Below are 26,124 nucleotides of genomic sequence, written 5' to 3' on the forward strand. Positions count from 1 at the left end.
GTTCTTCACCATCTCTTTCGACGGCGTTCTCCGGTCCTCGATGAAAATAACCAACGAATCTCCCCGTGTAAATGTGGGAAATATTCTCGACTCGCCTTCCTTGTGTCCGTTTATGTTACTTGTGTTCTCGGTTGAAAGGATAAGAATTCTCCCTGGTCGTCCATGTGAGGTCTTTTGTGTAATACTCTCACCTGGCGATGAATGAGGGTTTTTCGGGCAAATCGTCCATTGGTCTCTTTCCGGGTGAAGATTGAGGTCAGGGGTCTGCGGTGGGTCGAGCGACAGCCTCTCTGAGCTGCTTTTCTGCCGTCGAGGTGGGCTGTAGTCTCTCTTCTTCAACCGACCGTGGGTCGACTGACAGGCGCACGAAAACAATCTTCTGGCCGCTTCAACCCCGCTGTCGCCCGCGTATTGAATCTGTCGGCGTAGATCTATTTCATCAGCCCACAGAGCGTGGAGAGTGTCCGTGAGTCCCGACACCGAACAAAGTAACTCTGGTGCCACTACCGATGAGAGGAAGTTCCTGTATGCCCGTTCCGCCCTGCTCGGATATTTCTTCCTGACCGGAGCATTGCTGCCGGTGTGGGCGTCCCGCATCCCGGCGGTCAAGGAACAGGCCGGCGTCGGCGCCGACCAACTGGGCCTCGCCCTCCTGTGCATGGGCCTGGGGGCGGTGCTCACGGCGCGCACGGGCGGAGCCCTGCTCGATCGGTGCGCCCCCCGGTTCGTCATCGTCCCGGCCGGGGTGGTCGCGCCCCTCTGCCTGATGCTGCCGGGCATGGCCGAGGGTCCCGTCCGGTTGGCCATCGCCCTGTTCGTGTTGGGCGTCGCCCACTCCTTGCTCAACATCAGCGTCAACACCCACGCCGCCCTGCTCCAGAGGCCCCTGGGGCGTTCGATGATGTCCTCCTGCCACGCCTTCGTCTCACTGGGGTCGTGCTTCGGGGCGCTGTGCGGATTCGTCACCGCCTACGCGGGCGTCAGCCCGCTCGCCGCGTTCCAGATGGTGGGGGTGCTCCTGGCCCTGGCCGCGTTGCTCCCGATGGGAGCCCTGTTGCGGTTCGCGCCTCCGCCGGTGGAGAAACCGAGCCGAGACCGTGAGACCGGCCGACGGCCCGTGCTCTCACCACATCTGCTCCTCCTGGGAGCGATGGTCCTGACGGCCATGCTCACCGAGAGCGCCGTTCAGGACTGGAGCGCGCTCTACGCGCAGGAGAGCGTGAACGCCTCCGGGGCGTTCGCGGCCTCGGTCTTCGCCACGTTCACGATCACCATGACCATCGGGCGCCTGTTCGGGGACCGCCTGGCCCGGGTGCTGGGCCGCGTGAAACTGTTGAGGTCCAGTGCCCTGGTCGTGGTCTGCGGGTTCTTCATCGCCCTGCTCGTGCCCTGGGTCTGGGCCCTGCCGGTGGGGTTCGCCCTTGTCGGTCTGGGCCTGTCGTGCACGGTGCCGCAGCTCTTCAGCGCCGCGTCGGAGATCGACCCCCACCGGGTCGGAAGGAACCTGGGGACGGTGGCGGCGATCGGTTACCTGGGTCCTCTGGTGGGGGCGCCCGTGATCGGTGCCCTCGCAGAGCAGGCGGGCGTCGGCACGGGCCTGTTGCTGCCCGCGCTCCTGGTGTGCGGCCTGGCTCTGGGTGCCGGCGTGGCCGACCCGCGCCGCGCGGCGCGGGTGACCCACCGCCAGGCCCGGTGAGGCGTCGCACGTGGACACCGGTCGGATTCGCGAAGAGACCTGGACGGAACACGAGGACTTCGAGGCCCGTGGCCCCGGCGCCGTGAGACGCCGCCTTCTCGGTCGACCTGGAGACGGTTCCAACGCCTCATGCGTGCCGGAGAGGAGTTCATCCTCCTCCGCGTCGAGGGCGCCGTCCTCGTTTGGGGGACGTGGCCGTCGACTACGGGGAGGGGCCGGAACGAGACGGTCCCATGGGTCTGCGCCGAGTGCCCTGGGAAAGCGGAAGGCCAGGTCACCGGGGGATCGGTTTGACCTGGCCGTTTGTACGTATGGAGCGGATGACGGGAATCGAACCCGCGTTATCAGCTTGGGAAGCTGAAGTTCTACCATTGAACTACATCCGCGTGAGCGCGCCGGTTGCGGCTGCCAACGGTGGTTATCCTAGCCCAACTCCGGGTCGGTTCGGCAAGTCGGCGTGGTGATGACGCCCTCACGGGAGGACCGTAGGGCTGTTCTCGCAGGCGGTGGGTTCGACCGGTAGGTTCGACACCGTGTTGCTCTCCGATCGTGACCTCAACAAGCAGATCGAGTCCGGGCGGGTCCGGATCGATCCCTTCGACCCCTCTCTCGTGCAGCCGTCCAGCATCGACGTGCGTCTGGACCGCTTCTTCCGGGTCTTCGAGAACCACAAGTACCCCCACATCGACCCGTCGGTGGAACAACCGGACCTGACCCGGTTGGTGGAGACCGACGGGGAAGAGGCCTTCATCCTGCATCCCGGCGAGTTCGTGCTGGCTTCGACCTACGAGATCGTGACCCTGCCGGACGACGTCGCGAGCCGGTTGGAGGGCAAGAGCTCTCTCGGTCGGCTCGGTCTGCTCACGCATTCGACCGCCGGGTTCATCGATCCGGGGTTCTCCGGTCACGTGACCTTGGAGTTGTCCAACGTGGCGACGCTGCCGATCAAGCTCTACCCCGGCATGAAGATCGGGCAGCTGTGCATGTTCCAACTGACCTCACCGTCGGAGCGCCCGTACGGTTCGGCCGCCTACGGCTCGCGCTACCAGGGACAACGCGGCCCGACTCCGTCGCGTTCGCACCAGAACTTCGTTCGGACCCGGGTCGTGGAGGAGGAGCGTTAAAGCGAGGGGTCGCTTCGAAGCCTCAAATCGTCCTTACGGTACGGTCATGTTTTGACACGTTCCGTTGTTTCATGTGCCTGACATGGAACTGTGACCCTTGTCGCCCTAAAATGTGCAGTGGTATAGATCACATTCGGGCGCCCTGTGGGATCTGCATCCGGCGCTACAGGTCGGCGGACGTGTTTTATGGCGGTTAAACATGTTATCTGGTAGTGACATGCCGCCTGAACTGTGCGTTCACATCTCGGTAAGGTGGCGCCCCGACGTGACCAGGTGATGGTTTCGCCCTTTGACGGGCGCGCACGGGGGGCTCTGCGCGGACCACTCACCTGTGGAAACCGCAGGTTCGCGGTGAGGACCGACATCCTCGGCGAGCCTTCGCGACAGGGACAGCCCCGTGAGGAGACCGTGCCAGCAGTACGCGCAGACCACCTGTACAAGGTGTTCGGTAAGCAATCGAAGGCAGCCGTCGAACGGCTGTCCGACGGTAGCCACCGTGACACCATCGCCGACCTCGACGTGACCGCCGCCGTCATCGACGTGTCCTTCGAGGTCCAACCGGGCGAGATCTTCGTCGTCATGGGCCTGTCCGGCTCGGGTAAGTCGACGCTGATCCGGATGCTCAACGGCCTCCTCGACCCGACCGCGGGGTCGGTCGAGGTCGACGGCGTGAACATCACCGCCCTCAACCAGAAGGACCTGCTCAAGCTTCGGGGCGAGAAGATCAGCATGGTCTTCCAACACTTCGCCCTGCTCCCGCACCGCACCGTGCTGGAGAACGCGGCCTACGGCCTTGAGCTGCGCGGAATCCCGCGCGCCGAGCGCTTCGAGAAGGCCAAGGAGACCCTCGCCCTGGTCGGGCTGGAGGGATGGGAGGACAAGCTCCCGCAGCAGCTCTCCGGTGGCATGCAGCAGCGCGTGGGCCTGGCCCGCGCCCTCGCCGCCGACACCGACATCATCCTCATGGACGAGGCGTTCAGCGCGCTGGACCCGCTGATCCGCCGCGACATGCAGACGCAGCTCATCGAGCTCCAGGCGAGCCTGGGCAAGACGATCATCTTCATCACGCACGACCTCAACGAGGCCATGCGCCTTGGTGACCGGATCTGCGTGCTCCGGGACGGTCGTGTCGCCCAGATCGGGGAAGCCGCCGAGATCCTCAACTCCCCGGCCAACGACTACGTGGAACGTTTCATCGAGGACGTCGACCGCTCCCGGGTGCTCACCGCGTCCGCGGTCATCGACGCCTCCGTGGCCAAGGACGACTCCGTTCCTCAGGTCGACGCCGACACCGCCGTCGCCGACCTGTTCTCAAGTGTGTCGACCTCGGACCGTCTGCGTGTGGTCTCCGACCAGGGTGAGGTGCTCGGCATGGTTACCCGTGAGTCCGTGCTCGCCTCGCTCAACACCAACGCGAGCGGGGAGAAGAGCAAGTGACACCCGTCGACTTTCCGCCCTCCCTGCCTCTCGGTGAGGGGTTCGAGGCGTTCAACAGCTGGTTGAAGGCCAACTTCGGTTGGTTCTTCGACCTGAGCGGTGAGTTCATCCGCTGGGCGGTCGCCGTCCTGTCCGGGTTCTTCGTCGAACCCGCGGCCGGGCAGCTGGCCTTCATCGCCGCGGTGATCATCGCCGCGCCGTTGGTGCGTTGGCGTCGGCTTCCGCTGCTCGGCATCGTCATCGGCGTCTCGTTGCTGTACGTCCTCGAAGCACTGTTCGGTGTCGTGACGGCCATCGTCAACGCCGTCCCGGGGCTCTTCATCTGGGCGATGAACCTGTTCGACACGGTCGTGGAGCCCTACTTCGTGGTCTCCCTCGTGTTCCTGATCGCGGTCACCGCGCTGGGACTCGTCGAGAAGCGGACCCGGTTCCGCGCCGGGGTCGTCGCCGGCGGCTGGTTGCTCGTGGTGCTGCTCGGCTGGCTGTTGCTGCCGATGTTCGTCACCCGGCCGATGGCGCTGATGATGATCCTGCTGCTGAGCCTGCTCGCGCTCTCGGTGGCCGGTTGGCGCATGGGGCTGTTCGCGCTGATCGCCCTGACCATCGTGGCCTCCGTCGGACAGTGGACCAACGCCATGGACACGCTCGGTCTGGTCCTGGTGGCCAGTCTCGTGGCCGTGGTCATCGCGATTCCGATCGGCATCCTGGCCGCCTACAACGACACGCTCAGCAAGATCGTCAAGCCGATCCTGGACCTGATGCAGACGCTGCCCGCGTTCGTCTACCTGATCCCGGCGATCTTCTTCTTCTCGATCGGCGCCGTACCCGGTGTGGTCGCGACCATCGTGTTCGCGATGCCGCCCGGCGTACGCCTGACCGAACTCGGCATCCGCGGCATCGACAAGGAACTCGTGGAGGCGGGTGAGGCCTTCGGTGCTCCCCGGAGCAAGATCCTCACCGGTATCCAGCTTCCCCTCGCCCTGCCCACGATCATGGCCGGTGTCAACCAGGTCATCATGCTGGGCCTTTCCATGGTCGTCATCGCCGGCATGGTCGGTGCCGGTGGTCTGGGCAGCCAGGTCTACCAGGGCATCACCCGTAACGACGGTGCGCTCGGTTTCGAGGCCGGTATCGCCGTGGTGATCCTGGCGATCTTCCTGGACCGCCTCACCGCCGCCGTCACCAAGAACAGCCCGCAGGCCCGTGTCGCTTCCTGACATCGGCCGGTCCACGCAAGTCACTAGGGAAGGGAATCCCGAAGATGTACAGCCGTAAGCGCATGACGGGTCTGGCCGCCGCCGGTATGAGCGGAGTGCTCCTGCTGTCCGCCTGTGGGAACGGCGGCGAGGACCTGACCGGTGGTTCGGACTCCGAAGAGGGCGGTCAGGACATCAGCATCGCGCTGATCGCCTGGGAGGAGGCCATCGCCACCACCGCCATGTGGGAGGTCATCCTGCAGGAGAAGGGCTACAACGTCGAGGTCACCGACGTCGACGTCGCTCCGGCCTTCCAGGGCGTTGCCAACGGCGACGTGGACCTGTACCTGGACACCTGGCTCCCGGCCACGCACGAGCAGTACTGGAACGACTACGGCGACCAGATCGAGGACCTCGGTTCCTGGTACGACAACGCCATCCTGACCCTCACGGTTCCCACGTACATGGAGGACGTGAACAGCATCCCGGACCTGCTCGACCACGCGGACGAGTTGGACAACCGCATCGTCGGTATCGACCCGGGCGCCGGCCTGACCGACACCACGCAGAACAGCGCGATGCCCGGCTACGGCCTGGACGACGAGTTCGAGCTCGTGACCTCCTCGGGCGCGGCCATGCTCGCCGAGCTGGACTCCGCGATCGCCGAGGAGGAGCCCATCGTCGTGACGCTGTGGCGTCCGCACCCGGCCTACGCCGAGCACGACCTCAAGGACCTTGAGGACCCCGAGGGCCTGATGGGCGAGGCGGAGTCCATCCACGCCATCGGTCGCGAGGGCTTCGGAGAGGACTTCTCGGAGGTCGCCGGCTGGATCGAGGGCTGGACGATGGACGACGACGAGCTGTCCACGCTGGAGGTTCTCACGCTCGACGAGTACGAGGACGAGCCGCAGGAGGGCGCTCGCGTCTGGCTGTCGGAGAACCCCGAGTTCCTGGAGCGCACCCTGGGCGAGGACGCCGAGGGCCTGGAGTTCTAAGGACCTCCACGCGGACCCGTTCGACGGGTACACGCTCATGGGGGCCGTTCCACCGCCAGGACCCGAGCCACCGGTGGGGCGGCCCTTCGTCGTGAACGGGGTTCTCCGGAGCCGTGGCGATGATCCGTGGCCGGTCACGGAACCGACCACGGCGGGCCGGAGTTTCAGCGGTCGTTCTCACACGTAAACTGGTGGTTCAAGTACATTTGAGACGGTCGTTCCCATGCTGGGGACGGCCGTTTCCGTGTGTCGTCACAGAGCCCGCGTCGATGGTCGACCCTCCACGGCGTGCGGGCGCACAGAAGGACTTCGAGGGCGGGAGACCCCAAGGATGTACAGCCACAAGGGCCTGAAGAGTCTGGTCGCGGGCGGGATGGGCGGGGCACTCCTGCTGACCGGATGCGCGGCCGAAGAGGGTGGCGAGGACCTCAAGGACGTCGAGATCGCGCTGATCGGCTGGGAGGAGGCGATCGCGGTCACCCACCTGTGGGAGGTGATCCTGGAGGAGAAGGGCTACGACGTCACGGTCACCGAGACCGATCTGACGTCCGCCTTCGAGGGGGTGGCCGCCGGCGATCTCGACCTGTACCTGGACATGTGGCTCCCGGTCACGCACCACGAGTACATGGACGAGCACAGGGGTCGGGTCGAGACCCTGGGTTCCTGGTACGACAACGCCTCCCTCACCCTGACGGTTCCCGAGTACATGGAGGACCTGGTCTCGATCGACGACCTGCCTCGACATTCCGACGCCCTGGGCGGGAAGATCGTCGGTATCGAACCGGACGCGGGTCTGACCAGGGTCACCCGGGACCAGGCGATGCCCGGCTACCTGCTCGACGAGGATTTCGAGCTGGAGACGTCGTCGGGTGCCTCGATGATGGCCGAGTTGGGTGAGGCGTACGAGGTGCGGGAACCCATCGTCGTGACGCTGTGGCGTCCGCACCCGGCCTACGCCCAGTACGGCCTCAAGGACCTTGAGGACCCGCAGGGGTTGATGGGCGAGGCCGAGAACATCCACTCCGTTGGTCGAGACGGCTTCGGCGAGGACTACCCGGAACTGACCGAGTGGATCCAGAACTGGACCATGAACGACGACGAACTGGCGGAACTGGAGGTGCTCACGGTGGCCCCCGGCGTGGAGGACGCCACCGCGGGGGCCCGCGAGTGGCTGTCGAAGAACCCCATGTTCCTGGAGCGCACCATGGGTGAAGCGGCGCAGGGCCTGGAGTTCTGACCCATGTGACCGTGCGCACGAACGGGTGGCGACCCCTCGCGCCGAGGGGGAGCACGAGAAGCGGGGGCCGTCATCCCATCTGGGAGGACGGCCCCCGCCGTGTGTTCGTTCGCGTTGCTCCGGTCCCGCGGTTCAGGGGGCGTAGTAGCCGCCCTGCGCACCGCCGCCGGGGCTGATCCGACGATCGGCCTCACGCTTGGGCAACATGTAGGCGGCGAGTAGCCCACCGATGAAACCGAACAGGTGCGCTTGCCACGAGACGCCGGGGTGTTGGGGCAGAACCCCCCAGATCATGGTCCCGTAGAAGATGACCACGCAGATCATGATGACGATGTCGACGGTCTTGCGCTCGATGATGCCGCGTAGGACGGTGTAGCCGAAGTAGCCGAACACGAGTCCGCTGGCGCCCACCGTGGGGACGCCCGGGACGGAGAACAGCCACACGCCCACACCGCTCACCACGGCCACGATCAGGGTGGTGAGCAGGAAGCGGCCTTGGCCGCTGAAGGCGACCAGGGACCCCAACACCAGGAACGGCAGCGAGTTACCGATCAGGTGGGGGAAGTTGGCGTGCATGAACGGGGCGGTCAATATCGTCCAGGGGGCGCTCGTGTCCCAGGCACGCAGCCCGAACTCTTGGTCGAGCCGCATGCCGGGGACGGTGTCGACGATCTCGAACACCCACATGGCCGCGAGCATCCCCGCTACGGTCAGGATGGCGGTGATTCTGGACTGCTTCACACTTTGAGCGTAAAGGAACAGGCCTTGTGGCGGTATGTCCGTCGCGGTGTGTGTGATGAATAGAGAGGAATGTCTGACTGATCCTCGGGGTGGAACGGTGCGGCTCGGTCCGAGGCGGGGCCGGTATGGTGCCCCGGTCAGGAGGTCAGGGAGCGCTTGCGGGGCGGGATGCCGGCGACGGCCATGAAGGCCTCGACCCTGGCGGGCTGGATCATCCCGGTCAACGGCAGGTGGCTGCGCGCGGTGCGGCGACCGGACAGGGACGGGAAGCGCTTGGCTCGCCCGGTGGTGTCGTACAGGCCCAGGGAACGGATGCGCCCGGGCAGCAGGTGGTAGGAGCCGATCTCCTCGAAGGGGACGCTCACGACGTAGGACCCGCGCTCGTAGCGGAACTCGTCCTTGGAGATCTCCAGCACGGGCTTCCTGATCAGGTGGCCGTGGACGGCGCAGGCCGCGCCGCCGAGTACGAGCAGGACCCCGAGGGTGACGCCGGCCCAGTGGCCGGAGCCGATCAGTGCCGTGATCAAGCCCAGGATCACCAGAACGTAACCGGCCCACGTCTCTACGTACTTACGACCTACAGGGCAGACCAGGCGGACCGATTCGGACACGGCGGATGCCTCTCTCGCTGGGCGGGGCGCTGAGGATGACGGAGGTCGTCACACGGAACCTTATCCGCTTCGTGTGCGAGGGGTCCTCGGTTTCGGACATTTAGGTGGCGGGGTTCAGGACATATTCGTGTCCATTTTCGAGTGTCGTGCGGATACAAGAGTCGATGATTGGTTCATCCTATGTTTTCTAGGATAGAAATCGCCTCGGTGAACTGTCCTATTTTGGTGCGACTTGAGGTGAATGGTTCTCTGTGTCCACTTCTCTCTTGGTAGTGATTCGGGTCCTCGCCGTAGTTAAACATTGTTGACTTATGTGTCGAGGCTGTTCGAGCTAACCGATTAACCGCAAACCTTTAGTCGGTCGTCCGAATCCCCGGTGATTGGCGGGTTTTCCCGTGGGTCCTCTGGCCTGCGGAGATGTGAAGTGACACGGTGCGTTGTCGGGGTATTGAGAAAACATGACCAGGGCTTGGTCCGATGGGCGCGAACCGGTTGCGGATGGGTCACGAATCCGGCATTGGGGCTATACAGATTTTTCGCTAAATGGTCTTCTGATCGACTAATCGCCTAGTTTTGTCGGGGCGTGCCCTTGGGGCATCTCCCCCGTGTCCTGTCGCTTCAGTGATCAAGGGTGTGACTATGTTCAAGCGTCGAAAGACGCTGGCGCTCGCCGCGGCGGCGTCGTCAGCAATGTTGGTGGCCAGTGGTTGTAGCGGTGGCGGAGAGGAGGACGATGGCGTCAGGGAAGCCACCTGGGTCATCGAGACCCTTCCCGGCGCATGGCAGTCCATCAGCGCGGCCGGTGGCAGCGTCTACGTCATCCAGATGCTCTCCGGCATCCTTCCGAGCACCGGCGGGTGGCTGGCCGACGCCGAGACCTACGAGTACGACATGGACGTCCTCGCCGAAGAGCCCACCCTGATCAACGACGACCCCGACGAGGGACCCTTCGAGTTCAGCTTCACGCTCGCCGACGACGCCGTGTGGAGCGACGGCGAGCCGATGACCGGCGAGGACCTGCGGGTCACCTGGATGATGTCCGCCGGGCCGGAGGAGGGGCACTGCAACGGTTGTGACTCCCGTTCCAGCACCAACCCCGACCAGGTCGAGGCCATCGAGGTCGACGGCAAGACCGCCACGGTCACTCTGAAGGAGGGCCAGGCCAACGCCGAGTGGATGGGCCTGTTCGACTCGCACAGCGTCGCCGGTGGTTTCCTCCCCTCCCACCTGGCCGAGGAGAACGGCTGGGACGTCGACGATCCGGACCAGTTGGGCGAGTTCTTCGCCTGGCTGCACGCCGAGCGCCCCGAGTGGTCCGGCGGCCCGTTCCAGATCGTCGAGGGAGACCTGGAGAACGAGGTCGTCAAGGAACCGAACCCCGAATGGTTCGGCGACGAGCCCGGCCTGGACCGCGTCACCTTCATGTTCAACACCGACGAGGGCACCTTCGTCAACGCCTTCAGCAACGATGAGATCCACGGCGGAAACCCCTTCTCCTACAACGAGGACGTCTACACCCAGCTTCAGGATCTGCCCAACGCCAAGACCTCGATCGGTGAGGGCGCGTCCTGGGAGCACGTGGACATCAACCTCAACAACGAGTTCCTCCAGGACGTCGAGCTGCGACGCGCCATCTTCACCGCCATCGACCGTGACGAGATCGCCTCGCGCAACTACGAAGCCGGCTACCCCGAGTACCAGCTGAAGAACAACCACATCTTCGGCAACGACAGCCCCTACTTCGTCGACCACTACGAGGGCGAGACGCAGGGCACCGGCGACATCGACGCCGCCACCGAGATCCTTGAGGAGGCCGGCTACGAGGTCGGCGACACCCTCACCCTCGACGGTGAGGAGGTCGGTCCCTTCCGTCTGCGCAGCACCGACTCCGTCGTGCGCAACACCTCGCTCCAGCTCATCCAGGCGCAACTGGCCGAGATCGGCGTCACCGCCAACATCGAGGTGACCGACGACCTGGGCGGCACGCTCGCCGAGAACGACTACGACATCATGCAGTTCGGTTGGCAGGGCACGCCGTACTTCGTGACGTCGGGTGCCCAGTACTGGCGCAGCGACAGTGACAGCAACTTCGGTGGCTTCGACAACGAGGAAGTCGACGAGTTGGTCGACGAGGCGGCCAACGCCCCCGACCTCGACACCGCCGCCGGTCACCTGAACGAGGCCATGGAGATCCTGGTCCCGGAGGCCTACGTCCTCCCGATCATGCACGAGCCGAACTACTCCTTCGTGAACAGTGACCGGCTCGCGGGAGTCGAGGACAACCTCCAGTCCAGCTACCGCTCCACCCACAACGTCGGTGAATGGACCATCGCCGACTAGGGCGGACCGAGTGCCCAGGCCCGGCTCCGGGACACCCTCCCGGGGCCGGGCCGATCCTCGCCCATCCCTGAAGGATCACTTCCATGCTCGTTTACACGATGCGACGCGTTCTGGGTGCGATACCCGTCCTGGTCCTCGCATCCATCCTCACCTTCGTGATGATCGACGTCTCCGGTGACCCCCTGGCCGACATCCGGATGCAACAGCCACCGCCCACGGAGGAAGTCATCCAGCAGGCGGAGGCGCGCCTCTACCTGGACCGCTCCATGCCTGAGCGGTACTGGCTGTGGATGACCGGAATCGGTGGCAACGGCGACATCGGCCTGCTCCAAGGTGAGTTCGGCCCGTCCACCCAGGGGCCGCAGTACGAGATCGGCCCCGCCATCGCCGAACGTCTATGGACCACCCTGCGCCTGGTGGGCGCCGCCATGGTCTTCGCGTTGGGCCTGGCGATCATCACCGGTGTCATCAGCGCTCTGCGCCAGTACTCCAAACTCGACTACACGCTCACCTTCGTCGGCTTCCTGGCCTTGGCGATGCCGACCTTCTGGCTCGCGGGCATCATGCAGGCGGCCGGGGTCAAGTTCAACCAGTTGGTGGATGAACAGGTCTTCGCCACCATCGGTGACGGACGCTTCCGAGCCCAGGGCGAACCGTTGGGAGACCAATTCCTCAACGCCTTCGCCCACATGGCATTGCCGACACTCGTGCTCATGCTGATCAGCTTCGCCTCGTGGAGTCGCTACCAACGCACCTCCATGTTGGAGGTGATGAACAGCGACTACGTGCGTCTGGCCCGGGCCAAGGGGTTGCGCCATCACGTGGTCATCCGACGCCACGCCCTGCGTACCGCGTTGATCCCGCTGACGACCGTCGTCGCCATCAGCGTCGCGGGCGTGATCGACGGGGCCATCCTGACCGAGGTGGTCTTCCAATGGCGCGGTCTCGGCGACTTCTTCATCACGGCGGTCGACAACAACGATTCCTACGCGCTGATGGGCTGGCTGCTTCTCAGCGGCGTCATCGTGATCGTGGCCAACCTCGTGGCCGACCTCCTGTACGCCGTGCTCGACCCAAGGATCCGCTATGAGTGAGAACGGCATGTTCGGGAGCGCCCGCAAGGGGGCGAAGAAGAAGGACAGTGCCGACCGGACCCAGCTGCAGACGATCCTGATCCGGTTCACGCGGCACCGTCCCGCGATGATCAGCCTGGTCATGTTGATCCTGATCATCCTGTTCGCGTTCGTGGGGCCCTTCTTCTGGGTGTGGGACCACACCGTCTACAAGGAGATCCCCAGCAACCTGCCGCCGGGCGGCGAACACCCCCTGGGAAGCTCGGCCGCCGGAAACGACGTCCTCGCCCAGCTCATGCGCGGGGCCCAGCAGACCCTGAAGGTCGCCTTCACCGTCTCGCTGGTCTCCACCGTCGTCGGCTCCATGTGGGGCGCCACGGCGGGGTACTACGGTGGTCGTGTCGACGCGTTGATGATGCGGATCGTCGACATCTTCCTCATCGTCCCGCTGCTGGTCGCGGCCGCGGCGATCGCGGGCAACACCGGTGCGGGGGCCTCCTGGTCCGCCATCGCCCTGATCATCGCGATCTTCTCGTGGGCGACCATCGCGCGTGTGGTCCGCGGCGTCGTCCTGTCCCTTCGGGAACAGGAGTTCGTGGAGGCGGCCCGGGCATCGGGGGCCTCCGCGCCGTGGATCATCGTCCGGCACCTGTTGCCCAACGCGGCCGGACCGATCATCGTCGCCGCCACCCTGTTGGTGGCCGTGGCGATCCTCGCCGAGGCGGGCATGTCCTTCCTGGGGCTCGGCATCCAGCTCCCGGACATCTCGCTCGGCCAGATGATCGGCAGCGCGCGCACGGCGGTGACCACGCGTCCCTGGCTGTTCTATCCGCCGGGTGTGCTGCTGGTGCTGATCTGTCTGACGATCAACTTCATCGGTGACGGCCTCCGGGACGCCCTCGACCCACGACAGACCAGGGTGCGGCGATGACGACTGAGTACATGAACGAAGAACACGCCACCGCCGAGACCGGTGACGACGTGGTGCTAGAGGTATCCGATCTGAGCGTCACCTTCCCCTCCGACGACGGCCCGCTTCCCGCGGTCCGCGAGGTCTCCTACGTGCTGCGCCGGGGCGAGGCCCTGGGCATCGTGGGGGAGTCGGGGTCGGGCAAGTCCGTGACCTCCATGGCGATCATGGGCCTGCTGCCCAAGAACGCACAGGTGGAGGGTTCCGCCAGGGTCCTCGGCCAGGAGGTCATCGGGCTCAACGACAAGGCGATCAGCAAGGTCCGCGGGAAGAAGATCGCGATGATCTTCCAGGACCCGCTGACCTCGCTCAACCCCGTCTACACGATCGGCTACCAGATCGCCGAGGCGGTGCTCGCGCACCGGAAGGTGAGCAAGCAGACCGCCATGGAGCGGGCGCTGGAACTGCTGGAGATCGTGGGCATCCCGTCGCCCGAGCAGCGGCTCAGGCAGTACCCGCACGAGCTCTCCGGCGGTATGCGCCAGCGCGTGGTCATCGCGATCGCCATGGCCAACGAGCCGGACGTGATCATCGCCGACGAACCCACCACGGCGCTCGACGTGACCGTCCAGGCGCAGGTCCTGGACGCGCTCCAGCGGGCCCGTCGGGAGACCGGCGCCGCCCTGGTGCTCATCACCCACGACCTCGGTGTCGTCGCCGGTCAGGTCGACCGGGTCGGGGTGATGTACGCGGGCCGCATCGTGGAGATGGGTCCGGTGGAGGAGGTCTTCTACCGGCCGCGCATGCCCTACGCGTTGGGGCTGCTCGGCTCGCTGCCCCGACTGGACGGTGACCGCTCCGACCGGCTCACACCCATCCTCGGAAGCCCGCCCTCCCTGCGGGATCTGCCCCCGGGCTGCGGGTTCGCGCCGCGCTGCCCGATGGCGCGCGAACGGTGCCACCAGGAAGAGCCGCGGCTGCTGCTCACCAACGGTGACACCGGCCGGGAGCCCTCCGAGACGGGCGACCCCGCCGTCCACACGGCGGCCTGCCACTTCAGCGACGAACTGGTGGGAGTGGGGGCGGCCGACCTGTTCCGGCCCGGTGACGAGGACTCGCAGGAGAGCGGGGACGAAGCCGAACCGGGGAACCCCGTGGAACCAGAGGTGCTGCTCAGCGCCACCGACCTGGTCAAGCACTTCCCGATCCGCTCCAAGGGCATCCTGCGCCGCAAGGTCGGAGAGGTGCAGGCGGTCTCGGGTATCTCGCTGGACCTGCGGGAGAAGGAGACGCTCGCGCTGGTGGGGGAGTCGGGCTGTGGCAAGTCCACCACGGCGCGGTTGCTGCTCAACCTCATCCGGCTCACCTCGGGCGAGGTGACGTACATGGGGCAACCCCTGCAAGGGCTCTCCGACCGCCGGATGCGTCCACTCCGCAAGGACCTGCAATTGGTCTTCCAGGACCCCTTCGCGTCCCTGGACCCGCGCATGACGGTCTCGGACATCATCGGCGAACCCATGCGCATCCACGGGGACGGACACCGCGACGCGCGCAAGCGGGTCAAGGAGCTCCTGGAGCTGGTGGGGCTCAACCCCGAGCACGGTTCGCGGTACCCGCACGAGTTCTCGGGTGGCCAGCGACAGCGCATCGGCGTGGCCCGAGCCCTGTCGCTCAACCCCCGGGTGCTGGTCCTGGACGAGCCGGTCTCGGCCCTGGACGTGTCCATCCAGGCGGGTGTGATCAACCTGCTGGAGGACCTCCAGGACGAGCTGGGGCTGTCGTACCTGTTCGTCTCGCACGACCTGTCGGTGGTCAAGCACATCGCCGACCGGGTGGCCGTGATGTACCTCGGCAAGATGGTGGAGACGGCCACGACGGAGCAGCTGTTCAGCTCTCCCTCGCACCCGTACACCCAGGCGTTGATCTCCGCGATCCCGCTGCCCGACCCGATCAAGGAGCGGACCAGGGAACGGATCATGGTCACGGGCGACATCCCGAGCCCGGCGAACCCGCCCTCGGGGTGCCGTTTCCGCACCCGGTGCCCGAAGTTCGCGAACGAACTCTCCGACGCCGAACGGACCAAGTGCGTCGAGGAACCGCCGGAGCTGCTGGACCGCGGCAGCGGACACCGGGACGCCTGCCACTACTCCCAGGTGGTGGAGCTCATCTGAGGTGGTCCGGCGGTGCGCCGTCGGTAGCGATGGGATCTGACCGGCGCCGTGGAGAATGTCCCCTCCGCGGCGCCGGTTCCTCGTTCCGGGTTCCTTCACCACCTTCGACGACACGCGAGATGACGAAAGTGCCTGGTTTCGGGTGCGGGGCTCCGCTAGTTTCGACGTTCACGTTGTCTCTGACCGGTTTCCCCCGAAGGAGAATCCTTGACTCCCGCCACCCCCCGACGGCCCACGCCGTTCCGACGACACGGAGGGTGGTCGGCCGCCACCCTTCTCACCCTCTCCCTCGCGTTGGCGACCACACCGGCGCTGGCCGACACCGCGGATCCCGATGAGCGGGCGGACGAGCTGCGGTCCGACATCGACGCGATCCTGGAGGACCCCGCGCTGGAGGGCGCGACCTCCGGTGTGGTGGTCACCGACGCCGACAGCGGCGAGGAGCTCTACTCGGCGCACGGTGACACCTCGCTGCTGCCCGCCTCCAACATGAAGAACTTCGCCACGGCGGCGGCCCTGCAGACGCTCGGCCCCGACCACACCTTCACCACGCGGGCCGTCGTCGAGGACGACACCGCCGCAGGAGAGGTGCCCGGGCTGTACCTGGTCGGCGGCGGCGACCCGACGCTGAGCGCGGACGACATCGACGCCATGGCCGCGGACGTGGCCGCCGCCGGGATCACCTCGGTGGGCGAGGTGTACGCCGACGACACCTGGTTCGACGATCAGCGCCTGGTGGACGACTGGTGGCCCGAGGACGAGCCCTACGCCTACTCCGCGCAGATCTCGGCGCTCACCGTGGCCCACGGAGACCGCTACGACACCGGAGTGACGGAGGTGACCGTCACCGCCACCGACGACGGTGAGGCGGTGAGCGTGGACCCCGGCGCCGCCGAGGGCCACGTGGAGGTCGACAACCAGGCCGTCACCGGACCGGCCGAGGGCGAGAACACCCTGGTGGTCGACCGTCCGGTCGGCACCAACACCATCGAGGTGACCGGGAGCCTGCCCGCCGACGCCGAGCCGTCGGTACAGCTGCGCACGGTCGACGAGCCCGCCGGGATGGCCGGGCACGTGTTCGCCCGGGCCCTGGAGGAGAACGGGGTCGAGGTCGAGGGGGACATCGCTCAGGGCGAGGTCCCCGAGGACTGGGCGGAGCCCCATGCCGTCGCCGAGAACACCTCCATGACCTTGGAGGAGATCCTCGTTCCGCTGATGAAGTTCAGCAACAACGGTCACACGGAGATGCTGGTCAAGAGCGTCGGCCAGGAGACCGCGGGCGAGGGCTCGTGGGAAGCCGGCCTGGCCGGGGTGGAGGAGGCTCTCCAGGAACTCGGTGTGGACACCTCCGACCTGGTCCTCAACGACGGTTCGGGGCTCTCCCGGACCGACCGGATCACCGCGAACAGCATGATCGACCTGCTGACCCGGGTGCAGGACGCCCCCTGGTACGAGGTCTGGCACGACTCCCTGCCGGTGGCCGGCGACAGCGACCCGTTCGTCGGCGGCACCCTGGCCTCGCGCATGGACGGCACGGCGGCCGACGGCGTCGCGCAGGCCAAGACCGGCACCATGTCCGGGGTGAGCGCCCTGTCCGGCTACGTACAGGGGCCGGACGGCTCGGAGGTCCACTTCAGCGTCGTCAACAACGACCACGCCGGTGCGGCGCCCCTGCACGTGCAGGACGCCATCGTGGTCCGGCTCGCCGAGTACCTGGGCAACCAGGCGCCGGAGGGGACCGTGTCCCTGCGCAGTGAGCCCGCGGTGAGCGGGGAGCTGGAATGCTCCTGGGAGCTGACCTGCTGAGACCGATAGCGCCGATGCCGTCGTCCTGAAAGGGCGTGGCACGGGCGGTGACGAGGGCCTGTCGAGGGATCGGCGGGCCCTCGTCCGTGTTCGAGGAGGTCGGCGCGGTTCGATGGGGTTGTCCACAGTCCGAGGACGTGGGCTGTCGCGGGTCGGCCGAAGCCGGCAATGTTGAACACGGCGGGGTTCTCCCGCCACCCCGTTCCTCCCACAGCGCGGCTCCCCGCCGCGCCGTGCCGTAGAAGGGCCTTCCGTGTGGAATCGCTGACCGTCACATCTGTGCTGGGCATGATCATCGGTCAGGTCTTCTCCCTGGTCGTGATGATCCTGGTCCTGTTGGGCCTGGGCAAACTCGCCAGCCGGCTCATGGACGTGCCCTTCAACCTGCCACGTCTGGCGCTGGCCGCGATGTTCGGCGCACCGATCGGATCGGTGGGTGCGGTCCTGGCCCACTACGGCTCCTTCGACGCGTTGAACACCGCGGAGCCGGCCCGGATGGACCAACCGGGCTTCTTGGCGTTGATGTTGTTCGCGATGGCGGTGGGCTCGATGCTCGCGTTCGTCGCCCTCGAACTCCTCATGCCGCGAGGTACCGGGGTCCGTCCGGTCGCCCTGCTCCGCGAGACCACCGACCTGTTCGGAAGACTGGGCCGGTACCGCGGGATCCTGTGGATCCTGGTCCGGCACGGCCTGGGCGGATACGTCATAGGTCGACGGGAGGGGGTGGACGACACCTCGGTACAGCGCAGGCTCGCCCGCTCCCTGGCCCGGTCCATGGAAGAGGCGGGGGTGGTGTTCGTCAAGCTCGGCCAGGTGTTGGCCACCCGCCGCGACCTGCTGCCACCGGTGTTCGTCGAGGAACTGGGCCGACTGCACAGTGAGGTGGCCCGGGTCCCCTACGACGACATCCGCGACTGCGTGGCCGCCGAACTGGGACGCGGGGTCGACGAGGTGTTCGCCGACTTCACCCCCGAACCCCTGGCCGCCGCGTCCATCGCCCAGGCGCATCCGGCGCGGCTGCTCGGTGGTGAGGAGGTCGTGGTCAAGGTGCAACGACCGGGAATCGGTCCGGTGGTCCGACGCGACCTCGACATCATCAGACGCCTCGCCAAGCGGGTGGACGAGCACACCGAGTGGGGGCCCGCGATCGGGGTGCGCGGCCTCGCCGAGAGGTTCGCCGACGCCCTTCTGGAGGAGTTGGACTTCGAGGTGGAGGCGGCCAACATCGCCGCCGTCGCGGAGGCGTCCGTCGACTCGCCGGTGCGCATCCCGCGGGTCCACGAGGCCTACACCAGCCGTCGGGTGCTGGTGATGGAACGACTGCACGGGCACCAGATCGGCGGGACCGAGCTGCCGGAGCGGCGTGGGGAGGAGATCGCCAAGACCCTGCTGGACTGCTTGCTGGAGCAGGTGCTCGTCGGCGGGATCTTCCACGCCGACCCGCACCCGGGCAACATCCTGCTGCTCGACGACGGAGGGGTGGGTCTGCTCGACTACGGGTCGGTGGGCCGATTGGACGCCCGGACCCGTGAGGCGTTGCAGATGATGCTGCTGGCCATCGACCGGGGTGACGCGGTCCTGCTCACCGACACGCTTTTGGACGTGGTGGACGATCCGGGGGAGATCGACCCGGAGCGGCTGCGCCGGTCGCTCGGTCGGTTCATGGCGCGCTACCTGCATGGTGGGGCCACGGCCAGTATGCGGATGTTCACCGAGCTGCTCATGCTGGTCACCCGGTTCGGGCTGGTCCTGCCGGCCGAACTGGCGGCGGTGTTCCGGGCGCTGGCCACCCTGGAGGGAACGTTGATGTTCCTCGCCCCGGGGTTCGACACGGTGTCCGAGGCCAAGCGGTACGCGGGGGCGCGGATGTCGGAGCGGTTGGACGGCGGAAACCTGCGAGAGCTGGCGACCGGAGAGCTGTTGGCCCTGCTGCCGACCCTGCGCCGACTGCCACGTCGGCTCGACCGGATCACCGACCAGCTCCACAAGGGCCGGTTCACGGTGCAGGCGCGGCTCTTCGCCCACCCGCAGGACCGAAGACTCCTGCGCTCGGTGGTCCGCCGCGCGGTCATGACCGTCCTGGCGGTGGTCACCGGGTTCATGTCGGTGGGACTGTTCAACGTGACCGAACAGCCCGGGGTGGCCTGGTCGGACCTGGCCACGCACACCCAAGCGCTCAACCTGTTGGCGTGGGTCCTGCTGGCGGCCACCGTGATGTTCGTCCTGCGATTGCTGGTGGACATGGTCCGGGACGGGTCGAAGGGCGAACGGGGTTGAGGGGGACCGGCGCCGACCGTTCGAGGTCGGTCGGGTGGCCTGGTCCGCCAAGCGGAGTGAACGGTCAGCCGGCCTGGTCGATCAGACGGCGCAGGGACCGGTACACCTGGTCCGCCGAGGGCGGTGGTTCCAGGACACAGCAGCGCAGGAAATAGCCGTCGCAGGCGGCGGCCACCCCGGCGCGGGCCTCGGGGTCCGGCAGGTAGGGGGAGAGGAAGGCGTCCACCGCGTCGTGCCAACGCGTGACCTGATCCCGCAGGCTGGGGCGTCGGGCGGCGATGAGGAACAGTTCCATCTCCGCCAGAGCGTGGGCTCGGTCGTGCCCGGTGCCCTCGGCGATGAGCGCCGCGAACCCGCGCAGCGCGCCGTCCGGGTCGTCGGGGAGGGCCTCCGCCACCGCCACGTAGGCGTCGTTGGCCCGGGTGAGCGTGTCGACGAGGAGGTCGTCGATGGTCGCGTAGTAGTAGGTGACGGTGCTGGGCGGGACCGCTGCCTCGGTCGCCACACGACGCTGGCTGACCGCGGTGACACCCTCCCGGGCGATGACCGCCATGGTGGCGTCCAGTAGGAGCCGGCGTCGCTGTTCGCCCTTGCGGCGGCGGCCGTCGCTGATGTTGTCCGGGTCCTCGGTGGTCTTCGCGGTACTCATGGTGTTCCTCCCGTTCGATGGCCGGTCGGTGCGCACGTGTTCAATGCCGTCCGCCCATCTCCAGGGCCATGACCCCGGCCATGACCAGGGCGATGCCGCCGATCTGCGTCCAGGTGAGGGATTCTCCCAGCAGGACCGCTCCGATGATGGCGACCAGGGCGACCCCGATGGCGGCCCAGGCCCCGTAGGCGACACCGAGCGGCAGGCCTCTGGCGAGCGCTTGGGAGAGCGCGTAGAACGCGCCGCCGTAGCCGATGACCACGACGATGGAGGGGAACAGACGGGTGAATCCCTCGGAGAACTTCAGTGAGGTGGTCGCGATCACCTCCAGGACGATCGCTCCGGCCAACCACATCCACGGCATGGCACGGCTCCTTCGTGTCCTTCGGCCTCCCAGGGGAAACCTGCTCGAATGCTCAGTTTTCGTTCGCCAAAGAACCTGGGCGAATGAACAAGATTCTACGCGGTGCATGATGGGGGGACAAGGTGGGCGTGATTCGGATCGGCCGGAAACCCACCCCCTGGCGGACCGGCCACGTACCCCCTGGGTGTATTCTCGGCGATTCCGGACGAGGTGGGTCGGACACCATCAGATAACCGCTCCATACCGATACGCGGGAGTTCAGAACCTTTTCCGGATCGGAGCGTCCTACTACGTAGGCCGGTTATCGAGATGTTCTATGGAGGTCCAGACGTGACGGGCAAGACCCAGTCGGCGGTGAAGCGCCGGTTCGGCATCGGACTCGTGGCGCTCGCGCTCGTCGCGACCGCGTGCAGTTCAGGCGACGCCGAGACGCAGAGTAACTCCGACCCCGCCGCGGACGCGGAACCGGCCGAGCTGAGCATCACCCCGGAAGAGGGCGGCGAGGAGATCGCACCCAACACCCCGGTCCGGGTCACCGCCGAGCACGGAACCATCAGTGACGTCCAGATCGACCAGACCGTGGTCAGCGAAGCGGCCGTCCCCGACGGCGGCGAGGCCGAGGGTGAGGACGACGAGGCCGAGCTGTACGAGATGACCGGCACCCTCAACGAGGACGGCACCGAGTGGATCAGTGACTGGAACCTGCGTCCGGGCTCGGAGATCGTGGTCACCGCGACCGCGGAGAACGAGGCCGGTGAGGAGACCGAGGCCACCAGCGAGTTCAGCACCCTGGAGGCGGTCGCCGGGCAGCGCCTGGAGTTGGCCTCCAACTTCCCGAGCTCCGGCGACACCGTCGGTGTCGGCATGCCCGTCGTGATCAACTTCGACATGCCGGTCAGCAACAAGGGCCAGGTCGAGAACTCCATGAACGTGGTCGCCGAGCAGGAGATCGCCGGCGCCTGGAACTGGGTGACCGACCAGATGGCGGTCTTCCGGCCCGAGGAGTACTGGGAGCCGCACCAGAACGTCACCGTCGACCTGAACCTGTCCGGGGTCGAGGCCTCCGAGGGTGTCTACGGTGTGCGTGACTACCAGATCGACTTCGAGATCGGCCGCGAGCTCATCGCCACGATGCACGTGCCCGACCACGAGATGAAGATCGAGATCGATGGCGAGCACGAGCGCACCATCGACGTGAGCAACGGTGCGGCCAACCGTCGGTTCGACACCACGACCACCGGCGTGCACGTGCTCATGGAGCGCTACGACACCATCACCATGGACTCCAGCACCGTGGGCATCCCCGAGGACTCCCCGGGTTCCTACCGCGTGGACGTGAACTACGCGGTCCGCACCTCCAACAGCGGCGAGTTCGTGCACGAGATGTCCAGCAATGGCGCGATCGGTTCGGCCAACACCTCCAACGGCTGCACCAACCTGCGCATGGACGACGCGGTGTGGTTCTACGAGAACACCCTGATGGGCGACATCCTCGACACCACCGGCACCGACCGTGAGTTCGAGTGGGACAACGGCTGGGGTTACTGGCAGAAGTCCTGGGACGAGTGGCTTGAGGGCAGCGAGACCGACGAGGCACAGATGACCACCGACGGGACCCCGGGTTCCGTCCACGGTGAGGACCTGTAGGAAGCGCGGTCATCACCGCCCCAGGGGCGGGACAGGACCACGAGGGGCGTTCGCGGTGCACGGCACCGCGGGCGCCCCTTCGTCTGCCCGCTCGCGAGGCCGTCGAGTGCGTTCAGGTCTGGACGGGCCCCGAAGGCCCCCCGCCCTCCGTCGTGCGCAACCGGGCGACCAGGGCATCGATCACCAGCTCGGTGACCGTGGCCATGTCCACCGACTCCGGGTCCAGCAACCACTGCACCTGAAGGCCGTCCATCGCGGCCAGGATCGCGGTGGCCGCGGAGTGGGCGGGGGTGTGACCATCGGGTCCGGGGGTGTTCGCCATCTCGCGGTGCTCCGGGCCGATCCGGTCCAGGACCGCCTCCTCCACCTCCCGACGCAGTACGGTGTACCGGTCTCGGAACCAGTCCTGGGCGGGATGTCGGGCGGTGGCGCTCTCGGCGGAGAGCACCGCGTAGAGCCGGGTCGTGCCGGGGCGCGCGGCGTTGCGCTCGGCGGTGGTGACCAGGTGGTCCAGCATGCCCGCGCCGGAGGGCGCGGGGTCGTTGGTGTCGCGCAGCTCCAGCACCGCGGTGAGCAGTTCGGTCTTGGAGCCGAAATGGTGCAGGACCCCCGCGGGGGTGATGTCGAGGGTCGCCGCGATGTCGGCCAGCGACGTGTTGTTGAACCCCTGCGCGGCGAATACCTCGGCCGCGGTGCGCAGGATCCGCTCGCGACGATTGACCCGTTTGCGCGGGACCGGTGAGGGCGGATCGCCCCCGGGCGAAGGCGTGCCGGTGGGGGTCGTCTCGCTCATGGTCCGCTCTCCACTTCCTCGTACCGCGGGGGTACTTCGGGCCGATGGCCGGGGGGTTCGGGGGCCCGATCCCGTCCACGCTATCGATGTTCCCCGCCCCTCTTGCTGAATGAACATTAAGTAAGTAATGTCTCGCTTTACGAGACGTGGATCAGGGGGCTAGGGGCTCATGACCGCAGACCTTCACCAGCGCGTGGGCCGCCTGTCCCTGGAGGACAAGGCGCGCCTGCTCACCGGCCGGACCGGCTGGGTCCTGCACGCCGCCGCCGAGATCGGCCTGCTCCCGATCACCGTCTCCGACGGTCCCGCCGGGGTACGCGGGACCGAGGTGACCCAGGACGAGCACTCCGCGAGCCTGCCCGGTCCCACGGCGGTCGCCGCGGCCTGGGACACCGAACTCATGGAACGCGTGGGCCGCTTCTTCGCCGCCGAGGCCCGCCGCAAGGACGTCGACGTGATCCTGGCCCCGGTGCTCAACCTGCAACGATCCCCGGCGGGTGGACGCCACTTCGAATGTCTCTCCGAAGACCCCCACCTGACCGCCGAACTCGGCGCGGCCTTCGTCCGCGCCGTCCAGGGGCAGGGCGTGGGCACCTGTCCCAAGCACTTCATCGGCAACGAGACCGAACAAGAACGCACCGGTTACGTTTCCCGCATCGACGAGCGGACCCTTCGCGAGGTCTACCTTCCACCCTTCGAAGCCGCGATCACCGCCGGCGCCTGGACCGTCATGGCCGCCTACAACGGCGTCGACGACGAGGTCGAATCGTCCACCATGACCGAGCACCGCCGGTTGCTCACCGACCTCCTCAAGGACGAGCTCGGATTCGACGGCGTCGTGTTCAGCGACTGGGCCGCCACTCGGAGCGGCGCCCGCTCCGCCGACGCCGGACTCGACATCGTCATGCCGGGCCCCGACGGCCCCTGGGGCCGAGCGCTGGTGGACGCGGTCCGTGCCGGTGAGGTCGAGGAGTCCGTCGTCGACGACAAGGTGGTCCGACTGCTCCGCCTGGCCGAACGGGTCGGCAGACTCGATCGGGACACCACCTCGGCCGTGGCCGGGCGAGGACGAACGCGTCATCCTGCGGGAGGTCGGCTCACGCGGCCACGTCCTGCTCCGTAACGAGGGCGACGTCCTTCCCCTGCCGGACTCCGTGCGGACGGTGGCCCTCATCGGGCCCAACGCCGTGGACGCACACACCCAGGGCGGCGGTAGCGCCCACGTCAACACCGGGTACCTGGTCGACCCGGCGGAAGGGCTACGGGAGGTGCTGCCCGAACACGTCGAGGTCACTCTCGTCCGCGGCGGCGATCCCCGACGTCTCCTTCCGATCGTCGCCACCGAACACCTGACCGAGGCCGACCTCACCCTCTACGACGGACACGGCGAGGCCATCGACGCCCCCGAGGTGCCGGGCGGCGCATTCCACATCCACGTTCAGGAGAGCGCGGAACGGGCCGGGTTCCTCGCCACCCTCACCCTCGCCGAGCCCGGGACCCACCGGATCGAGGTCGCGGCCGTGGGCGCGCACACCATCCGCGTCGACGACGAGACCGTCTCCGAGAGCGACCGACGCGCCTCCGTCGACGACATCCTCCAATCGCGGCACGCCCACCCCGATGGGCCCAGGGTGGAGATCGAGGTCCCCGAAGGGTCCGAGCCCCGCACCGTGTCGATCGACGTCGACATGGAGGTCGGGGACTTCGGCGGGTTCGGCCGTGGTGTCATCGTCCAGGTTCGCCACGCGTCGCCCGGCCCCACCGTGGAGGAGGAGATTCAGGAGGCCGTCCGCGTCGCGGAAACGGCCGACGTCGCCATCGTCGTGGTCGGCACCAACGACGAGGTCGAGTCCGAGGGCTACGACCGCCCCACCCTCGACCTGCCGGGCGGCCAGGACGAACTCGTCCGACGGGTCTACGCCGCCAACCCGAACACCGTGGTGGTGGTCAACGCCGGCGCGCCCGTCCTCCTGCCCTGGCTCGACCAGGTGCCCGCCGTCCTGTGGTCCTGGTTCGGGGGCCAGGAGTACGGCCACGCCCTCGCCGACACCCTCACCGGCCGTGCCGAACCCACCGGCCGGCTGCCCTGGACCCTGCCGCGCGACCACGACGACGTGCCCATCCTGGACACCCGTCCCGTCGACGGGATCCACGACTACGCCGAGGGGGTCTTCGTCGGTCACCGCGCCTACGACCGGGACGGGATCGAACCGCACCGCCCGTTCGGGTTCGGTCTGGGCTACACCACCTGGCGGATCGACGACGCGGCACTGTCCACGCCGGGGACCACCCCGGGTAACGACGGCCTGGTCACCGATGCGCCCACGGTCACCGTCACCCTCACCAACACGGGTCGGCGTCCCGGACACCACGTCGTGCAGGTCTACCTGGAACCGCCCACCGAGGCCGGAATCCCGCGCCCTCTACGTTCCCTGGCGGCCTTCGCCTCGGTGCGCGTCGCGCCGGGCCGGACCGTCACGGTCGACCTCGACGTCCCACCGCGCGCCCTCGCGATCTGGGACCCCGTCGAGCACGCACGGCGCACCCCGGAGGGGGTCTATCACCTGGCGGTGGGCTCCTCCAGTCGCGCCATCGCGCACCGTCTCGCCTTCAAGGTGCGCTGATTCGGTACCGGGCCGCCGTGGGATCACCAGGCGCGCACGCCGCCCACGGGGGCGGGCAGCCGTTCCTGGAGCCAGGTCCAGGTGCCGTCGTTCTCGGTGAACCGGCGCTGGACGCGCTCGACCTCGGTGATGGGGTTGCTGAAGACCTCGCGCCAGTCGCCCGCCTCGCGCTCCTCCAAGTAGAAGCTGCCGGCGTCGGTTCGCATGCGTACCGCCTGGAGGGTGTGACTGGTGCCGTCGTTGAGTTGGATTCGGTAATAGGCCATGGGAATCCCCTGGGTGTGGTCCTGGACGAGGCGAGGACGGTGGCCCGGGGACGGTCGACACGCCGTGGTGCCGGGGCACCGTGATGTTCGCGTGTGCGGACTCTACGCCGGTGGACAGGGCCGAGGAGGGTGATCGGCCGGACCCGGGGTGAAATCGGGGAGAACAG

At 67.3% G+C, this 26,124-nt stretch carries 21 protein-coding genes and 1 tRNA gene; 15 read left to right on the top strand and 7 right to left on the bottom strand.

All coding sequences use genetic code 11. The annotated features are described in order from the left end of the window. The first annotated feature begins 466 nt into the window (after positions 1–466). Positions 467–1,696 (top strand): MFS transporter, encoded by a 1,230-nt coding sequence (locus ACWGSK_RS17220; RefSeq protein WP_452456235.1) that lies wholly within the window; start codon positions 467–469, stop codon positions 1,694–1,696. Positions 1,697–2,008: 312 nt separating this feature from the next. On the opposite strand, the gene ACWGSK_RS17225 is transcribed toward ACWGSK_RS17220, so the two are convergent. Next, positions 2,009–2,082, bottom strand: a tRNA-Gly gene (locus ACWGSK_RS17225). A 147-nt stretch (positions 2,083–2,229) separates the two neighbouring features. Here ACWGSK_RS17225 and dcd point away from each other — a divergent pair. From dcd to ACWGSK_RS17250, 5 genes are all read left to right on the top strand, one after another. Next, the gene (dcd, locus tag ACWGSK_RS17230; RefSeq protein ID WP_358509888.1) at positions 2,230–2,820 is read left to right on the top strand and encodes a dCTP deaminase; all 591 of its coding nucleotides are present in this window, start codon (positions 2,230–2,232) and stop codon (positions 2,818–2,820) included. A 408-nt stretch (positions 2,821–3,228) separates the two neighbouring features. Then, positions 3,229–4,257, top strand: a complete 1,029-nt coding sequence (locus tag ACWGSK_RS17235) for a quaternary amine ABC transporter ATP-binding protein (protein ID WP_358509885.1) — start codon at positions 3,229–3,231, stop codon at positions 4,255–4,257. Continuing rightward, positions 4,254–5,474, top strand: coding sequence for an ABC transporter permease (locus tag ACWGSK_RS17240; protein ID WP_358509882.1), 1,221 nt, complete (start codon positions 4,254–4,256; stop codon positions 5,472–5,474). The genes ACWGSK_RS17235 and ACWGSK_RS17240 overlap by 4 nt, the downstream gene beginning before the upstream one ends. A gap of 44 nt (positions 5,475–5,518) precedes the next feature. Further along, complete coding sequence (locus ACWGSK_RS17245; protein ID WP_358509879.1) at positions 5,519–6,448, top strand: glycine betaine ABC transporter substrate-binding protein; 930 nt, start codon at positions 5,519–5,521, stop codon at positions 6,446–6,448. Between the two features lie 331 nt (positions 6,449–6,779). Then, positions 6,780–7,685 (top strand): glycine betaine ABC transporter substrate-binding protein, encoded by a 906-nt coding sequence (locus ACWGSK_RS17250; protein ID WP_452456236.1) that lies wholly within the window; start codon positions 6,780–6,782, stop codon positions 7,683–7,685. Positions 7,686–7,817: 132 nt separating this feature from the next. Here ACWGSK_RS17250 and ACWGSK_RS17255 read toward each other — a convergent pair whose 3' ends face one another. Both ACWGSK_RS17255 and ACWGSK_RS17260 read right to left on the bottom strand, forming a co-directional pair. After that, the gene (locus ACWGSK_RS17255) at positions 7,818–8,426 is read right to left on the bottom strand and encodes a rhomboid family intramembrane serine protease (RefSeq protein ID WP_358509873.1); all 609 of its coding nucleotides are present in this window, start codon (positions 8,424–8,426) and stop codon (positions 7,818–7,820) included. 137 nt (positions 8,427–8,563) lie between these two features. Beyond that, positions 8,564–9,037 carry a hypothetical protein gene (locus ACWGSK_RS17260; RefSeq protein ID WP_358509870.1) on the bottom strand — a complete coding sequence of 158 codons (474 nt, stop codon included), beginning with the start codon at positions 9,035–9,037 and terminating at the stop codon, positions 8,564–8,566. 639 nt (positions 9,038–9,676) lie between these two features. On the opposite strand from ACWGSK_RS17260, the gene ACWGSK_RS17265 reads away from it, so the two are divergent. From ACWGSK_RS17265 to ACWGSK_RS17290, 6 genes are all read left to right on the top strand, one after another. Then, positions 9,677–11,377 carry an ABC transporter family substrate-binding protein gene (locus tag ACWGSK_RS17265; protein WP_358509867.1) on the top strand — a complete coding sequence of 567 codons (1,701 nt, stop codon included), beginning with the start codon at positions 9,677–9,679 and terminating at the stop codon, positions 11,375–11,377. Between the two features lie 83 nt (positions 11,378–11,460). Then, entirely contained in the window at positions 11,461–12,471 is a 1,011-nt protein-coding gene (locus tag ACWGSK_RS17270) for an ABC transporter permease (protein WP_358509864.1), read from the top strand. Next, positions 12,464–13,381, top strand: a complete 918-nt coding sequence (locus tag ACWGSK_RS17275) for an ABC transporter permease (protein ID WP_358509861.1) — start codon at positions 12,464–12,466, stop codon at positions 13,379–13,381. Before ACWGSK_RS17270 ends, ACWGSK_RS17275 begins: the two co-directional genes overlap by 8 nt. Further along, on the top strand, positions 13,378–15,531 hold the full coding sequence (locus ACWGSK_RS17280; protein ID WP_358509858.1) for an ABC transporter ATP-binding protein: 2,154 nt from the start codon (positions 13,378–13,380) through the stop codon (positions 15,529–15,531). Before ACWGSK_RS17275 ends, ACWGSK_RS17280 begins: the two co-directional genes overlap by 4 nt. 207 nt (positions 15,532–15,738) lie before the next feature. Continuing rightward, positions 15,739–17,337, top strand: a complete 1,599-nt coding sequence (gene dacB / locus ACWGSK_RS17285; RefSeq protein ID WP_452456237.1) for a D-alanyl-D-alanine carboxypeptidase/D-alanyl-D-alanine endopeptidase — start codon at positions 15,739–15,741, stop codon at positions 17,335–17,337. 255 nt (positions 17,338–17,592) lie between these two features. Then, the gene (locus tag ACWGSK_RS17290) at positions 17,593–19,614 is read left to right on the top strand and encodes an ABC1 kinase family protein (RefSeq protein WP_452456238.1); all 2,022 of its coding nucleotides are present in this window, start codon (positions 17,593–17,595) and stop codon (positions 19,612–19,614) included. A gap of 64 nt (positions 19,615–19,678) precedes the next feature. On the opposite strand, the gene ACWGSK_RS17295 is transcribed toward ACWGSK_RS17290, so the two are convergent. Both ACWGSK_RS17295 and ACWGSK_RS17300 read right to left on the bottom strand, forming a co-directional pair. Continuing rightward, the gene (locus ACWGSK_RS17295) at positions 19,679–20,263 is read right to left on the bottom strand and encodes a TetR/AcrR family transcriptional regulator (RefSeq protein ID WP_358509855.1); all 585 of its coding nucleotides are present in this window, start codon (positions 20,261–20,263) and stop codon (positions 19,679–19,681) included. A 40-nt stretch (positions 20,264–20,303) separates the two neighbouring features. Next, positions 20,304–20,627 (bottom strand): DMT family transporter, encoded by a 324-nt coding sequence (locus ACWGSK_RS17300; RefSeq protein WP_358509852.1) that lies wholly within the window; start codon positions 20,625–20,627, stop codon positions 20,304–20,306. Positions 20,628–20,957: 330 nt separating this feature from the next. Here ACWGSK_RS17300 and ACWGSK_RS17305 point away from each other — a divergent pair, with 330 nt between their 5' ends. Further along, entirely contained in the window at positions 20,958–22,274 is a 1,317-nt protein-coding gene (locus ACWGSK_RS17305; RefSeq protein WP_358509849.1) for a L,D-transpeptidase, read from the top strand. A gap of 112 nt (positions 22,275–22,386) precedes the next feature. Here the strand turns inward: ACWGSK_RS17305 and ACWGSK_RS17310 are convergent, their stop codons facing one another. Next, a complete protein-coding gene (locus tag ACWGSK_RS17310; protein WP_358509846.1) occupies positions 22,387–23,067 on the bottom strand; it encodes a TetR/AcrR family transcriptional regulator in 681 nt (226 codons plus the stop codon). Between the two features lie 169 nt (positions 23,068–23,236). Here ACWGSK_RS17310 and ACWGSK_RS17315 point away from each other — a divergent pair, with 169 nt between their 5' ends. Then, entirely contained in the window at positions 23,237–24,190 is a 954-nt protein-coding gene (locus tag ACWGSK_RS17315) for a glycoside hydrolase family 3 protein (protein WP_452456239.1), read from the top strand. A gap of 31 nt (positions 24,191–24,221) precedes the next feature. Beyond that, positions 24,222–25,691 carry a glycoside hydrolase family 3 C-terminal domain-containing protein gene (locus ACWGSK_RS17320; RefSeq protein WP_452456240.1) on the top strand — a complete coding sequence of 490 codons (1,470 nt, stop codon included), beginning with the start codon at positions 24,222–24,224 and terminating at the stop codon, positions 25,689–25,691. Positions 25,692–25,714: 23 nt separating this feature from the next. On the opposite strand, the gene ACWGSK_RS17325 is transcribed toward ACWGSK_RS17320, so the two are convergent. After that, positions 25,715–25,957, bottom strand: a complete 243-nt coding sequence (locus ACWGSK_RS17325) for a hypothetical protein (protein ID WP_452456241.1) — start codon at positions 25,955–25,957, stop codon at positions 25,715–25,717. Positions 25,958–26,124: the final 167 nt, after the last annotated feature.

The sequence above is a fragment of the Nocardiopsis sp. NPDC055551 genome (genome assembly GCF_053619415.1).

Coding starts and splice junctions, on each gene's coding strand:
- ACWGSK_RS17245 (WP_358509879.1), top strand. CDS start 5,519: ATGTACAGCCGTAAGCGCATGACGGGTCTGGCCGCCGCCGGTATGAGC.
- ACWGSK_RS17310 (WP_358509846.1), bottom strand. CDS start 23,067: ATGAGCGAGACGACCCCCACCGGCACGCCTTCGCCCGGGGGCGATCCG.
- ACWGSK_RS17280 (WP_358509858.1), top strand. CDS start 13,378: ATGACGACTGAGTACATGAACGAAGAACACGCCACCGCCGAGACCGGT.
- ACWGSK_RS17325 (WP_452456241.1), bottom strand. CDS start 25,957: ATGGCCTATTACCGAATCCAACTCAACGACGGCACCAGTCACACCCTC.
- ACWGSK_RS17270 (WP_358509864.1), top strand. CDS start 11,461: ATGCTCGTTTACACGATGCGACGCGTTCTGGGTGCGATACCCGTCCTG.
- ACWGSK_RS17300 (WP_358509852.1), bottom strand. CDS start 20,627: ATGCCGTGGATGTGGTTGGCCGGAGCGATCGTCCTGGAGGTGATCGCG.
- ACWGSK_RS17315 (WP_452456239.1), top strand. CDS start 23,237: ATGACCGCAGACCTTCACCAGCGCGTGGGCCGCCTGTCCCTGGAGGAC.
- ACWGSK_RS17275 (WP_358509861.1), top strand. CDS start 12,464: ATGAGTGAGAACGGCATGTTCGGGAGCGCCCGCAAGGGGGCGAAGAAG.
- ACWGSK_RS17295 (WP_358509855.1), bottom strand. CDS start 20,263: ATGAGTACCGCGAAGACCACCGAGGACCCGGACAACATCAGCGACGGC.
- ACWGSK_RS17265 (WP_358509867.1), top strand. CDS start 9,677: ATGTTCAAGCGTCGAAAGACGCTGGCGCTCGCCGCGGCGGCGTCGTCA.
- ACWGSK_RS17250 (WP_452456236.1), top strand. CDS start 6,780: ATGTACAGCCACAAGGGCCTGAAGAGTCTGGTCGCGGGCGGGATGGGC.